The organism is Pseudomonas sp. RP-B7, from assembly GCF_059803535.1.
This window is the reverse complement of record NZ_JAPFHC010000005.1, coordinates 1-13,936: the sequence shown is the minus strand read 5'-3', so window position 1 is coordinate 13,936 and position 13,936 is coordinate 1. Positions and strand designations below refer to the sequence as shown.

Sequence of the window (13,936 nt, the reverse complement as noted above, 5' to 3'; positions counted from 1 at the left end):
GGCTCGAACAGAGCGGCCCGTCTGAGGAGATAGCATGATCGTTCGTCCCGTACGCAGCAGCGACTTACCGGCCCTGATTGATCTGGCGCGCAGCACCGGCACCGGCCTCACCACCTTGCCGGCCAACGAAGAGCGCCTGACCCACCGCGTGGGCTGGGCCGAAAAAACCTTTCGCGGCGACGCCGGGCGCGGCGATGCCGACTACCTGTTCGTGCTGGAAAACGACGAAGGCCGCGTGGTGGGTATTTCCGCCATTGCTGGCGCCGTCGGCCTGCGTGAGCCCTGGTACAACTTCCGGGTCGGCCTGACGGTCAGCGCCTCCCAGGAGCTGAATATCTACCGTGAGATCCCGACGCTGTTCCTGGCCAACGACCTCACCGGCAATTCCGAGCTGTGCTCGTTGTTCCTGCACGCCGATTACCGCACCGGCCTCAACGGTCGCATGCTGGCCAAGGCGCGCATGCTGTTTATCGCCGAGTTCCCGCAACTGTTCGGCAACAAGATCATCGCCGAGATGCGCGGGGTGTCCAATGACGCCGGGCGTTCGCCGTTCTGGGAAAGCCTGGGGCGACACTTCTTCAAGATGGAATTCAGCCAGGCCGATTACCTCACCGGGGTCGGCAACAAAGCCTTTATCGCCGAACTGATGCCGAAATTTCCGCTGTACAGCTGCTTCCTTTCCGAGGATGCGCGCAACGTGATCGGCAAGGTCCACCCGGACACCGAACCGGCGCTGAGCATGCTCAAGAGTGAAGGTTTCAGCTACCAGGGCTACGTCGACATCTTCGACGCAGGCCCGGCGGTGGAGTGCGAGACCAGCAAGATCCGTGCGGTGCGCGACAGCCAGGCCCTGGTGCTGGCGATTGGCACGCCGGGAGAGGATGCCACGCCGTTCCTGATCCATAACCGCAAGCGCGAGGAGTGCCGCATCACCGCCGCTCCGGCCCGTCTGGCGGCCGGTACGCTGGTGGTCGATCCGCAGACCGCCAAGCGCCTGCAGCTGGTAGTGGGTGATCAAGTGCGTGCCGTACCGTTGTCTGCTGCTCGGGAGTCGAAATAATGAATTCGCTGTATATCGCAGGTAGCTGGCTGGCTGGCCAGGGTGAACTGTTTGAATCGCGCAACCCCGTGACCCAGCAGGTGCTGTGGGCCGGCAACGGCGCCACTGCCGAGCAGGTCGAGTCTGCCGTGCAGGCTGCGCGCCAGGCGTTCCCGGCCTGGGCCCGGCGCCCGCTGGAAGAGCGCATCGGTGTACTGGAAGCCTTCGCGGCTACCCTGAAGAAACGCGCTGATGAAATCGCCCGTTGCATCGGTGAGGAAACTGGCAAGCCGCTGTGGGAGTCGGCCACCGAAGTCACCAGCATGGCCAACAAGATCGCGATCTCGGTGCAAAGCTACCGCGAGCGCACCGGCGAGAAGAGCGGCCCCCTGGGCGACGCCACTGCGGTGTTGCGCCACAAACCCCACGGTGTGGTGGCGGTGTTTGGCCCGTATAACTTCCCCGGCCACTTGCCTAACGGGCATATCGTCCCGGCGTTGCTGGCGGGCAATACCGTACTGTTCAAACCCAGCGAGCTGACCCCCAAGGTCGCCGAGCTGACCGTGCAGTGCTGGATCGAAGCCGGGTTGCCGGCGGGTGTGTTGAACCTGCTGCAAGGCGCGCGGGAAACCGGGATCGCGCTGGCGGCCAACCCGGGGATCGACGGCTTGTTCTTCACCGGCTCCAGCCGCACCGGCAATCATCTGCACCAGCAATTCTCCGGGCGCCCGGACAAGATCCTGGCGCTGGAAATGGGCGGCAACAACCCGCTGGTGGTCGACGAAGTGGCCGACGTGGATGCGGCGGTCTACACCATTATCCAGTCGGCGTTTATCTCGGCCGGCCAGCGCTGCACCTGTGCCCGGCGCCTGCTGGTGCCGCAAGGCGCGTGGGGCGATGCGCTGCTGGCGCGGCTGGTCGCTGTGAGTTCGACGATTGAAGTGGGGGCATTCGACCAGCAACCCGCGCCGTTCATGGGCTCGGTGATTTCCCTGGCAGCGGCCAAGGCGTTGATGGAGGCCCAGGAACTGATGCTGGCCAACGGCGCCGTGGCGTTGCTGGAAATGACCCAGCCGCAGGCTCAGGCCGCGCTGTTGACGCCCGGCATCATCGACGTGACCGGTGTGACCGAGCGCGAAGACGAAGAACTGTTCGGCCCGCTGTTGCAGGTGATTCGCTACGCTGATTTCGCCGCGGCGATTGCCGAGGCCAACAACACCCAGTACGGCCTGGCCGCGGGTTTGTTGTCGGACTCCGAAGCGCGTTACCAGCAGTTCTGGCTGGAAAGCCGCGCCGGGATCGTCAACTGGAACAAACAACTGACCGGCGCGGCGAGTACCGCGCCGTTCGGTGGGGTAGGGGCGTCGGGCAACCATCGCGCCAGTGCGTATTACGCGGCGGATTATTGTGCATATCCGGTGGCGTCGCTGGAAACTCCATCATTGGTTGTCCCAGCAACCCTGACTCCTGGGATAACACTGATCTAAATGAGGGAGCGGGACCCTGTGGGAGCGGGCTTGCTCGCGAAGGCGTTGGTTCAGCTGCCAGATGTATTGGCTGACACACCGTCTTCGCGAGCAAGCCCGCTCCCACACAAGCCCGCTCCCACATTGGGTTTGTGTTGTGTTGAAGATTGCCTATAAAAACAGATGTTCGTGGAGCCTCGCCGATGAAATCCTATGAAGTCAATTTTGACGGTCTAGTGGGGCCGACCCATAACTACGGCGGTTTGTCCTTCGGCAACGTCGCGTCCCAGAGCAACAGCCAACAGCATTCCAACCCCAAGGAAGCGGCGTTGCAGGGCTTGCAGAAAATGAAGGCCCTGATGGACATGGGCTTTGTGCAAGGCGTGCTGGCGCCCCAGGAGCGTCCTGATGTGGCAGCTTTGCGCAACTTAGGCTTCAGCGGCAGCGACGCACAGGTCATCCAGCAAGCCGCCAAGGATGCGATGCCTCTGTTGGTGGCAAGCTGCTCGGCATCGAGCATGTGGGTGGCCAACGCCGCCACGGTCAGCCCGAGCGCCGACACGGCTGATGGCCGCGTGCATTTCACCGCCGCCAACCTCAACTGCAAATACCACCGCAGCATCGAGCACCCGACCACCAGCCGCGTGCTGGGGGCGATGTTTGCCGATCAGAAGCACTTCGCCCACCACGCCGCGTTGCCGGCGGTAGCGCAGTTCGGCGACGAAGGCGCCGCCAACCACACGCGTTTCTGCCGTGAATATGGCGAGGCCGGCGTCGAGTTCTTTGTGTTCGGTCGCAGTGCGTTTGACAGCCGTTTTCCGGCGCCGCAGAAGTATCCGGCGCGCCAGACACTGGAAGCGTCCCAGGCCGTTGCGCGCCTGCACGGTCTGAAGGATGCAGGCGTGGTCTACGCCCAGCAGAACCCGGCGGTGATCGATGCCGGTGTGTTCCACAACGACGTGATCGCGGTGGGCAACGGCGAAGTGCTGTTCTATCACGAGGACGCGTTCCTCAATACCGAACAGATGCTCGCTGAATTGCACGGCAAGTTGGGCAAGCTGGGCGGCAACTTCCAGTCAGTGTGCGTGCCGCGCGCCCTGGTCAGTGTCGAGGACGCGGTGCGCTCCTACCTGTTCAACAGCCAGCTGCTGACTCGCCCTGACGGCTCGATGCTGCTGATCGTGCCGGAAGAATGCCGCGTCAACGAACGTGTGTGGAATTACCTGCAAGGCCTGACCGCCTCCGCCGGGCTGATCCGCGAAGTGAAGGTGTTCGACCTCAAGCAAAGCATGCAGAACGGCGGTGGCCCGGCGTGCCTGCGTTTGCGCGTGGCGTTGAACGAAACCGAGCTGGCAGCGGTGAACCCAGGGGTTATCATGACCGCGCCGTTGTACGACACCCTGACCCAATGGGTCGGCAAGCACTACCGCGACAGCCTGCGCGAAACCGACCTGGCTGACCCGCAATTGCTGCTTGAATGCCGGACGGCACTGGATGAACTGACGCAAATCCTTAAACTGGGCAGCGTTTATCCTTTCCAGATCAATTAACGCCACCTTCTATTACGACCTTTGGCTGAGAACTATTTATGACCACCGACACCCTCAAACTGATTCTTGAAGACACCGACGGCACCCAGCTGGAAACTTCCTGCACCCGCGTCGCCGTGGTGTGGCAGGGCAAGGAAATCTGGATCCAGCACGACGGCCGCGGCCAACTGCTGATCGGCGTGGACGTGGAAGAAGGCGACGCCGAATACGCCAACCTGCTGATGCGCCCATTGGCCACCAACCTGATGAGCCTGCAACTGGAAATGGAACCGGCCGACGTCGAAGGTGATGACGACGATCACGTCCACGGCCCAGGCTGCAACCACTAAGGAAGCGCTCTATGCTCGCCCTCGGCAAACTGCTTGAACTGACCCTCGCCGGTCGCGAACCGGCGCAAAAAATTCAACTGACTGTCGGCGGCGTGCAGATGCGCTGGCTCAGCGAGGGCGCGCTTGAAGTGCGCCCACCGCAGGCCCAGGACAACGGCAGCGACCTGCTGCTGTCGTCCGGGATCCATGGCAACGAAACTGCGCCGATCGAACTGCTCGACCGCCTGTTGCATGGCATCGCCCGTGGGGAGATCAAACCCCGCAACCGTATTCTGTTCCTGTTCGGCAACCCCGAGGCCATGCGCCGCGGTGAGCGTTACCTGGAATTGGACGTCAACCGGCTGTTCAACGGCCGGCACGAACAAAACATCGGCCCGGAGGCCATGCGCGCCGCCGAGCTGGAGCAATTGGCCCGCAGCTTCTTCAGCCAGCCGGGCCGTGCGCGCCTGCATTACGACCTGCATACCGCGATTCGTGGCTCGAAGATCGAGCAGTTTGCGCTGTACCCGTGGAAGGCCGGGCGCCAGCATTCGCGCCGAGAGCTGGCGCGTCTGCGCGCCGCCGGCATGGAAGCTGTGCTGTTGCAGAACAAGACTTCGATCACCTTCACCGCCTTTACCTACGAGCAGCTCGACGCCGAAGCCTTCACCCTGGAGTTGGGCAAGGCGCGGCCGTTCGGGCAGAACCAGGGGGTGGACGTGTCGCGCCTGGAGGCGCGCCTCAAGCAGATCATCGAAGGCACCGAGCCTGCCGACGACAGCCTGGATGGCCTGCAACTGTTTGCCGTGTCGCGCGAAGTCATCAAGCACAGCGATGCATTCCTGCTGCACTTGCCGGCGGACGTGGAAAACTTCTCGCCGTTGGACAAGGGCTACCTGCTCGCCGAAGACGTCGCCAAGACCCGCTGGGTGATCGAGGAGGAGGGCGCGCGCATCATCTTTCCCAACCCGAAAGTGAAAAACGGCTTGCGCGCTGGGATCCTGATCGTGCCGACTACCGCGCAAGACCTGGTTTAGTCATTCAGGTATTGCCTGCGCGGCGGGAGCCCAAGTTCCATGCGTAGCCCGTTCTCGGTAAACGCTGGGGGGTTGGTCGTGGTGGGTGGGGTGCTTGGGTCTCGATCAAAGTCGAACGGCTGTGCGGCTGTTGGCAGACCAACGGCTTGCAACTCAGGGTTGTTCACGGGAAATCGAGGCTTGGTGCCGTCAATACCGTCCAGGCTGGTGCCATGCAACAGGGTGCCCGTGACGTGGTTGTAGGCGTGGCATAGCTCGTGGAACAGATTGATGATACTGGGCGTGCCGGGCTGCACGTCGGTGGTGTTGTACCAGATCCTTCCACCGTAGGACGGCCGCCCGGGCTGGTCATTCTCGATGAATGGCAACGCAGCGCTTGCGGGGTCTGGAATGAACTGGCCATTAGGCTTGGGGTAAAACTCATGGATCGTGACGGGACGCCCGCTCGCCAGTGCCGCGCCTTCGAGCTCGGCCATCAGCCGTTGGCCGGTGGGTGAGCCGAGCAGCATCCGCAGGTCGTCGTTGACCCGCTCGACGAATTGCGCGCTGCCTTGTATGGCTACGCCGCAATGAGCCAGCTCCTTGGGTTCGATATGGACAGTATGGGCAGCCAGCTCGCCGGGTGGGAACTGGTCGAGGTGCTCGGGGTGGAGCAACAGGGAGTGATCTATCGTCAGGCTGCTTTTCCAGCTGTAGTAAGTGATGTCATTGGCTTTGAGCCGGGTGACATCATCCTGGCCTTCGCCGGTGTAGATGACGTTGCTGCCAGGCCCGGCCTCGATCCGGTCGTTGCCTCTGGCGCCATTGAGGATGTTGTGCCCCTGGCCGCCCACGATGTGGTCATCGCCGTCGCCGCCATCAATGTAGGTTGAACCGGTGCCGCCGCTGATGGTGTCGTTGCCGGGCCCGCCGTATACCGTCATATGGATGTCCTGGTAACCGTGCACGTCGTCATCACCTGGGCCGGCCTCGATATGGCAGCGCCCGTTGAGGGCCCAGATGAAGTCATCACCGGGGCCGGTATACAGGCTGGCGGTTCTTGCCGCACTGAGGATGCGGTCGTTGCCTTCGCCGCTGAAGACAAACACCGGCACTGACACGTTATCGTCAATGTGGATCCGGTCGTCGCCGCCCTGAGTGTCGAGGACCAGGGTTTGGCTGCGCGAGTCGAGGGTGATCTCGTAGCGTGGCTGGTTGACCTGTGCGGTCAGCGTCAGTAAGCCGTCGACAGCGGGTGCGGCGGCGAAGAGGTTGATCGTGTCATTCCTGTCGAAGGTGGTGATACACAGCTGGTCGACGCCTTCATCCCTGAACAGTTTGCGCTCGATGCGCACGTTTTCATCTGCGATCAGTTCATGTACCTCGACGAACCCGGGGCCGCCTGGGCGTTCGTTGGTGGGTTCTTGGCGAGGGTTTTGGGTCAGTGTGTTTGCGTCGATGACATAGGCGCCATCGGTATTTCGGTCTGGAAGCATGCTGCGTTTTCTCCGGTGTTGAGTAAGGGGTGGACCTTACTTAACCGCGAGTGCGCAGTATCGAGGAGGTAGATATACAGGGCCGAATACAAGACGCCCCGGCAAGTGCACTTGCCGGGGCGTCTTGTATTCGGCTGGGAAACGTTTCAGACCGCCAGTTTCTGCTCGCTGCGACGGATCGCGCGCACTTTGTGCAGAGTATCGGCGCAGGTACGCGCAGCTTCCTGACCCTTGTGCACGAAGTGCTCGTAGAAGAACGTGTGGTGCTCGCTGCCGGCGTGGAAGTGATGCGGCGTCAGCGACACCGAGAACACCGGCACTTCGGTTTCCAGCTGCACCTGCATCAGGCCGCTGACCACCGACTGGGCCACGAACTCGTGGCGGTAGATGCCACCGTCCACCACCAGCGCGGCGGCGACGATACCGGCGTAGCGGCCGGTCTTGGCCAGCAGTTTGGCGTGTAGGGGCATCTCAAAGGCGCCGCCGACTTCGAAGAAATCGATGTCCGATTCCTGGTAGCCCTGGGCGATCATTTCGGCGAGGAAGCCTTTGCGCGATTGGTCGACAATATCCTTGTGCCAGCAGGCCTGGATAAACGCGACGCGCTCGCCGTGATGGTTTTTGCTTTTGCTGTCGATTGCGGTGGGTTGCATGTTCTGACTCCTGTTTAAGAAAAAAACAGGGCGTTATGAATCGAATGGGATTTAAGGGTACGCAAGACGAGCGGCCCTTAGGTGCCAATCCCGTTCTCTCTTCATCCGGACTATGACCGTCGGCCCCGGGATCACACCGGGTCTGCTGACCTTGGCGCCGTCCCGCGTGAGCAGTTCGAGGCGCCAAGCGCTCGCGGGCTATACACATTGCGTGTAATTACCGCCGGTGGGGAATTGCACCCCGCCCTGAGAACGTTGCCGCCAGAACCCTGGCGGCGGAGAGTTTTTATCATGGTTTTTCAAAAACTGCACGGCTGTCGTATCGATAGGCTATATCGGTTTGTTTGGTTGGTATTCGATTGAATAGGCCTGGGGCTTGATATTCTGTGGCGTTGCCCGCAGTAATGACCTTCAAAAGGACTTACCCAACCCTTAGAGGCCCGTTTCATGTCTGTGATCGACCTGCGCAGCGACACCGTGACCCAACCCACCCCCGGCATGCGAGACGCGATGGCCACTGCCGCCAGCGGCGATGACGTGTACGGCGAAGACCCCAGCGTCAACCATCTGGAAGCCGAAATGGCCAAGCGCCTGGGCTTTGAAGCGGCGTTGTTCGTGCCCACCGGCACCATGAGCAACCTGCTGGCGTTGATGGCCCATTGTGAGCGCGGCGAGGAGTACATCGTCGGCCAGCAAGCCCACACCTACAAATACGAAGGCGGTGGCGCGGCGGTGCTCGGTTCGATCCAGCCGCAACCGCTGGAAGTGCAGGCGGACGGTTCGCTGGATTTGCACGAGGTGCTGGCGGCGATCAAGCCGGACGACTTCCACTTCGCCCGCACTCGCCTGCTGGCGCTGGAAAACACCATGCAGGGCAAGGTTTTGCCGCTGGCGTACCTGGCCAAGGCGCGGGCGTTCACCCGTGAACATGGCCTGGCGCTGCACCTGGACGGTGCGCGGATCTATAACGCAGCGGTCAAGCTGGGGGTGGATGCGCGGGAAATCGCCCAGCATTTCGATTCGGTTTCGGTGTGCCTGTCCAAAGGCCTCGGCGCGCCGATTGGCTCGGTGCTCTGCGGTTCGAAGGCGTTGATCGCCAAGGCGCGACGCCTGCGCAAGATGGTTGGCGGCGGCATGCGCCAGGCCGGCTCACTGGCGGCGGCGGGGCTGTATGCATTGGATCATCAGGTACAGCGCCTGGCCGACGACCACGCCAACGCCCAATGGCTGGGGGACGAGTTGCGCAAGGCTGGCTATGAAGTGGAGCCGGTGCAGACCAACATGGTCTACGTGCAGGTCGGCGACCAGGCCCAGGCACTGAAGGCGTTCGCGGCCGAGCGCGGGATCAAGTTGAGCGCCGCACCGCGCCTGCGCATGGTCACCCATTTGGATGTGAGCCGCGCGCAGATCGAGCAGGTGCTGGCGACATTCGTCGAATTTTCGCGCAAATGAGCCTGCAGACCGTCCAATTGAACCTTTCAATCGTATAAACACGCTGTACCACCGGCAAAGGGCCGATATAATGCGGCCCTTTGCCGTCGCTCCGTCTGATGATGTTGCGCACTGGCCTTTGGCCGCAGCCTCCGTGGAAGAACCTAATGAAAAGCGCAGAAATCCGTGAAGCCTTCCTTCGCTTCTTCGAAGAGCAAGGCCACACCCGTGTAGCCTCCAGCTCCTTGATCCCAGGCAATGACCCAACCCTGCTGTTCACCAACGCGGGGATGAACCAGTTCAAGGACTGCTTCCTGGGCCAGGAAAAGCGCGCCTACACCCGCGCCACCAGCAGCCAGAAGTGCGTACGCGCCGGCGGCAAGAACAGTGACCTGGAAAACGTCGGTTACACCGCGCGTCACCACACGTTCTTCGAAATGCTGGGCAACTTCAGCTTTGGCGACTATTTCAAGAAAGATGCGATCACCTTCGCCTGGACCTTCCTGACCGGCGTGCTGAAGCTGCCGAAGGAAAAACTCTGGGTCACCGTCTACGCGACGGACGACGAAGCGTATGACATCTGGACCCAGCAAATCGGCGTGCCTGAAGAGCGCATGATCCGTATCGGCGACAACAAAGGCGCGCCGTACGCTTCCGATAACTTCTGGACCATGGGCGATACCGGCCCGTGCGGCCCTTGCACCGAGATCTTCTACGACCACGGCGCCGACATCTGGGGTGGCCCGCCGGGCTCGCCGGAAGAAGACGGCGACCGTTACATCGAGATCTGGAACAACGTGTTCATGCAGTTCAACCGCACCGCCGATGGCGTGTTGCATCCGTTGCCAGCGCCGTCGGTCGACACCGGCATGGGCCTGGAGCGGATCAGTGCGGTGATGCAGCACGTGCATTCCAACTACGAAATCGACCTGTTCACCAACCTGCTGAGCGCCTCGGCGGCGGCCATTGGCTGTGCCAATGACAACCAGTCTTCGCTCAAGGTGGTGTCCGATCACATCCGTTCCTGCGGCTTCCTGATCGCCGATGGCGTGCTGCCGTCGAACGAAGGCCGTGGATATGTGCTGCGCCGCATCATCCGCCGCGCCTGCCGCCACGGTAACAAGCTGGGCGCCACTGGCAGCTTCTTCTACAAGATCGTCGCCGCACTGGTTGCCGAGATGGGCGATGCCTTCCCGGAGCTCAAGCAGCAGCAAGGCAACATCGAGCGCGTGCTCAAGGCTGAAGAAGAGCAGTTCTCCAAGACTCTCGAGCACGGCCTGAAAATCCTCGAGCAGGATCTGGCCGGGCTCAAAGGCACCGTGGTGCCGGGCGACGTGGTGTTCAAGCTGTATGACACCTACGGCTTCCCGATGGACCTGACTGCCGACATCGCCCGTGAGCGTGAACTGACCATCGACGAAGCCGGTTTTGAGCGCGAGATGGAAGCCCAGCGTGTGCGTGCACGCTCCGCCAGTTCCTTTGGCCTGGACTACAACACCTTGGTCAAGGTTGATGTGCCGACCGAGTTCACCGGCTATAGCGCTACCGTGGGCTCGGCCAAGATCGTCGCTATTTATAAAGACGGCAAGTCGGTCGACGTGTTGAACGAAGGCGAGGAGGCGGTAGTCGTCCTGGACCAGACGCCGTTCTACGCCGAGTCCGGTGGCCAGGTTGGTGACTGTGGTTTCCTCAGTTCGACGTCCGGTCGGTTTGAAGTGCGCGACACCACCAAGACTGGCGGTGCGTTCCTGCATCACGGCAAGTTGGTGTTGGGCAACCTGACCGTTGGTGCGCCGGTTGACACTCAGGTCGACGCCAACGTGCGCCACGCCACGGCGCTGAACCACTCGGCCACTCACTTGTTGCACGCTGCACTGCGTCAGGTGCTGGGCGATCACGTTCAGCAGAAGGGTTCGTTGGTCGATAGCCAGCGCCTGCGTTTCGACTTCAGCCACTTCGAAGCGATCAAGCCGGAGCAGATCAAGGCCCTGGAAGACATCGTCAACGCCGAGATCCGCAAGAACACCCCGGTGCAAACCGAAGAAACCGATATCGAGACCGCCAAGGCCAAGGGCGCCATGGCGCTGTTCGGCGAGAAGTACGGCGACAGCGTGCGCGTACTGAGCATGGGCGGTGATTTCTCGGTGGAACTGTGTGGCGGTATCCACGCCAACCGCACCGGCGACATCGCCCTGCTGAAAATCATCAGCGAAGGTGGCGTGGCGTCCGGTGTACGGCGTATCGAGGCAGTGACGGGTGCTGCGGCTCTGGCCTACCTCAATGCGGCCGAAGAACAACTCAAGGAAGCGGCCAGCCTGGTCAAGGGCAGCCGCGACAACCTGATCGACAAGCTGTCCGCCGTGCTGGAGCGCAACCGCGCCCTGGAGAAACAGCTGGAGCAGTTGCAGGCCAAGGCAGCCAGTGCGGCGGGCGACGATCTGTCGGCTTCTGCGGTGGACGTCAAGGACGTGAAAGTCCTGGCCGCGCGCCTGGACGGTCAGGACGGCAAGGCGCTGTTGGCCTTGGTCGATCAGTTGAAGAACAAGCTCGGCCGCGCAGTGATCCTGCTCGGCGGTGTCCATGAGGATAAGGTCGTTCTGGTTGCCGGTGTAACCAAGGACCTGACTGGCCAACTCAAGGCCGGTGATTTGATGAAACAAGCCGCTGCGGCAGTGGGCGGGAAGGGGGGTGGTCGTCCGGACATGGCGCAAGGCGGTGGTGTAGACGCCGGTGCCCTGGACGCGGCCCTGGCCCTGACCGTGCCGTTTGTCGAGGCGGGTATTTAAGGCGCCATGATTGAGCCCATGGTCTAGTCATGGGCTCGCTCCGGTGCTGGAAGATTTGTTTATTGGGCGCCCCTTTACGGGCTGAGGCGGCTTAGAAATGGCTTTGATCGTACAGAAATTTGGAGGCACCTCGGTCGGCTCCGTCGAACGAATCGAGCAGGTGGCCGACAAGGTTAAGAAATTCCGCGATGCCGGCGACGACCTGGTGGTGGTGCTGTCGGCCATGAGCGGCGAGACCAATCGCCTGATCGACCTGGCCAAGGCTATCAGCGGTGATCAAGCGCCGCTGCCGCGTGAGCTGGATGTGATCGTGTCTACCGGCGAGCAGGTGACCATCGCGTTGCTGGCCATGGCGCTGAACAAGCGCGGTGTGCCGGCGGTGTCCTACACTGGCAGCCAGGTGCGCATCCTCACCGATAGCGCACACACCAAGGCGCGCATCCTGCAGATTGACGATCAGAAAATTCGTGCTGATCTGAAAGCAGGGCGTGTGGTAGTTGTAGCTGGCTTCCAGGGTGTGGACGAGCACGGCAACATCACCACCCTCGGGCGTGGCGGTTCGGACACCACCGGCGTGGCGCTGGCAGCGGCTCTCAAGGCTGACGAGTGCCAGATCTACACCGATGTGGATGGCGTCTATACCACTGACCCGCGTGTGGTGTCCGTGGCCCAGCGCCTGGACAAGATCACCTTTGAAGAGATGCTGGAAATGGCCAGCCTCGGTTCCAAGGTGTTGCAGATCCGTGCGGTGGAATTCGCCGGCAAGTACAACGTTCCGCTGCGCGTATTGCACAGCTTCAAAGAGGGTCCGGGCACCCTCATTACTATTGATGAAGAGGAATCCATGGAACAGCCGATCATTTCCGGTATCGCTTTCAACCGTGATGAAGCCAAGCTGACCATCCGTGGCGTGCCAGACACCCCGGGTGTGGCCTTCAAGATTCTCGGCCCGATCAGCAATGCGAATGTAGAAGTCGACATGATCGTGCAGAACGTTTCGCACGATAACACCACCGATTTCACCTTCACCGTGCACCGCAACGAGTACGATGCGGCGTTCAAGATCCTGGAAAACACTGCCAGCGAGATTGGCGCGCGTGAAGTGGTGGGTGACACCAAGATTGCCAAGGTGTCGATCGTGGGCGTGGGTATGCGTTCCCATGCCGGCGTTGCCAGCCGCATGTTTGGCGCCCTGGCCAAGGAAAGCATCAACATCCAGATGATCTCCACGTCGGAGATCAAGGTCTCGGTGGTGATCGAAGAGAAGTACCTGGAACTGGCTGTCCGCGCGCTGCATACCGCGTTCGAGCTCGACGCTCCGGCCCGACAGGGCGAGTGATGCGGTAATGCCAGGAAGGCGCGGTTTACCGCGCCTTTGCTTTTTTTGTAGGGCGCATGTTCTTTTGCGTGGGCTCGACAATACTTAGGCGGGTAGGGCCATGACCTTTGGGTTGTAGGTCGAACGCCTTTTTTTTGCAGACTGTTGTTCCTGAACTGAAATGCGTGAGGAGAAAGGTATGCTGATTCTGACTCGTCGTTGCGCAGAAAGCCTGATTATTGGTGATGGCGAAATCACCGTGACTGTGCTCGGCGTCAAAGGCAATCAAGTGCGTATTGGGGTTAACGCTCCGAAAGAGGTAGCGGTCCACCGTGAGGAAATCTACCTGCGGATCAAGAAAGAGAAGGACGAAGAACCAAGCCTTTAATTTTTATCGTTTTTTATGTTTGCAAACGGGGATGAACGTGGTTAATATACGCCCCGTGTTGCGGAGAGCTGGCCGAGTGGCCGAAGGCGCTCCCCTGCTAAGGGAGTACACCTCAAAAGGGTGTCGGGGGTTCGAATCCCCCGTTCTCCGCCATTATTTGCTTAGTACGTTGCAATCTGGTTTTTTCGTAAGTTGTTGAAATTAAACGAAAAAATAGCTTTACATAGAGATTGAACGGCCTATAATGCGCGGCAACAAATGCACTCGTAGCTCAGCTGGATAGAGTACTCGGCTACGAACCGAGCGGTCACAGGTTCGAATCCTGTCGAGTGCACCATTTAAGAGTCAGTTGCAGTAATGCAGGTGGCTTGGCTCCAACCAGTTGTGATCTGGTCTAAAAACACAATCTGCACTCGTAGCTCAGCTGGATAGAGTACTCGGCTACGAACCGAGCGGTCACAGGTTCGAATCCTGTCGAGTGCACC

At 61.0% G+C, this 13,936-nt stretch carries 11 protein-coding genes, 3 tRNA genes and 1 riboswitch; of the genes, 12 read left to right on the top strand and 2 right to left on the bottom strand.

The genetic code is table 11. The features are described 5' to 3' along the window. Positions 1-34: 34 nt before the first annotated feature. The 5 genes from astA to astE all read left to right on the top strand — a co-directional run bounded on the left by astA (position 35) and on the right by astE (position 5,400). Positions 35-1,060 carry an arginine N-succinyltransferase gene (astA, locus tag OPU96_RS06865; protein WP_192300643.1) on the top strand — a complete coding sequence of 342 codons (1,026 nt, stop codon included), beginning with the start codon at positions 35-37 and terminating at the stop codon, positions 1,058-1,060. Next, complete coding sequence (gene astD / locus OPU96_RS06860; protein WP_305392797.1) at positions 1,057-2,526, top strand: succinylglutamate-semialdehyde dehydrogenase; 1,470 nt, start codon at positions 1,057-1,059, stop codon at positions 2,524-2,526. The genes astA and astD overlap by 4 nt, the downstream gene beginning before the upstream one ends. A gap of 182 nt (positions 2,527-2,708) precedes the next feature. Continuing rightward, entirely contained in the window at positions 2,709-4,055 is a 1,347-nt protein-coding gene (astB, locus tag OPU96_RS06855; RefSeq protein WP_498558900.1) for an N-succinylarginine dihydrolase, read from the top strand. Between the two features lie 38 nt (positions 4,056-4,093). Continuing rightward, positions 4,094-4,384: a hypothetical protein gene (locus tag OPU96_RS06850; protein ID WP_003214319.1), complete on the top strand. Its 291-nt coding sequence runs from the start codon at positions 4,094-4,096 to the stop codon at positions 4,382-4,384. Positions 4,385-4,395: 11 nt separating this feature from the next. Then, on the top strand, positions 4,396-5,400 hold the full coding sequence (gene astE, locus OPU96_RS06845) for a succinylglutamate desuccinylase (protein ID WP_226457540.1): 1,005 nt from the start codon (positions 4,396-4,398) through the stop codon (positions 5,398-5,400). Here astE and OPU96_RS06840 read toward each other — a convergent pair. Beyond that, positions 5,397-6,875: a M91 family zinc metallopeptidase gene (locus OPU96_RS06840; protein ID WP_498558899.1), complete on the bottom strand. Its 1,479-nt coding sequence runs from the start codon at positions 6,873-6,875 to the stop codon at positions 5,397-5,399. The two genes, astE and OPU96_RS06840, sit on opposite strands and share 4 nt — an antisense overlap. Positions 6,876-7,021: 146 nt before the next feature. Next, positions 7,022-7,528 carry a 6,7-dimethyl-8-ribityllumazine synthase gene (locus OPU96_RS06835; protein ID WP_056861672.1) on the bottom strand — a complete coding sequence of 169 codons (507 nt, stop codon included), beginning with the start codon at positions 7,526-7,528 and terminating at the stop codon, positions 7,022-7,024. Positions 7,529-7,616: 88 nt separating this feature from the next. Beyond that, positions 7,617-7,786: riboswitch (FMN riboswitch) on the bottom strand. Between the two features lie 189 nt (positions 7,787-7,975). Between OPU96_RS06835 and ltaE the strand changes: the two genes are divergently transcribed. The 7 genes from ltaE to OPU96_RS06800 all read left to right on the top strand — a co-directional run bounded on the left by ltaE (position 7,976) and on the right by OPU96_RS06800 (position 13,934). Beyond that, positions 7,976-8,980 carry a low-specificity L-threonine aldolase gene (ltaE, locus tag OPU96_RS06830; RefSeq protein WP_305391401.1) on the top strand — a complete coding sequence of 335 codons (1,005 nt, stop codon included), beginning with the start codon at positions 7,976-7,978 and terminating at the stop codon, positions 8,978-8,980. 146 nt (positions 8,981-9,126) lie between these two features. Next, the gene (gene alaS, locus OPU96_RS06825; protein WP_226457543.1) at positions 9,127-11,745 is read left to right on the top strand and encodes an alanine--tRNA ligase; all 2,619 of its coding nucleotides are present in this window, start codon (positions 9,127-9,129) and stop codon (positions 11,743-11,745) included. A gap of 97 nt (positions 11,746-11,842) precedes the next feature. Then, complete coding sequence (locus tag OPU96_RS06820) at positions 11,843-13,084, top strand: aspartate kinase (protein ID WP_192300649.1); 1,242 nt, start codon at positions 11,843-11,845, stop codon at positions 13,082-13,084. A gap of 178 nt (positions 13,085-13,262) precedes the next feature. Continuing rightward, a complete protein-coding gene (gene csrA, locus OPU96_RS06815) occupies positions 13,263-13,451 on the top strand; it encodes a carbon storage regulator CsrA (protein WP_003175645.1) in 189 nt (62 codons plus the stop codon). A gap of 62 nt (positions 13,452-13,513) precedes the next feature. After that, positions 13,514-13,604: transfer RNA gene (locus OPU96_RS06810), tRNA-Ser, on the top strand. Between the two features lie 107 nt (positions 13,605-13,711). Then, positions 13,712-13,788, top strand: a tRNA-Arg gene (locus tag OPU96_RS06805). Positions 13,789-13,860: 72 nt separating this feature from the next. Continuing rightward, positions 13,861-13,934: transfer RNA gene (locus OPU96_RS06800), tRNA-Arg, on the top strand. Positions 13,935-13,936 lie beyond the last annotated feature (2 nt).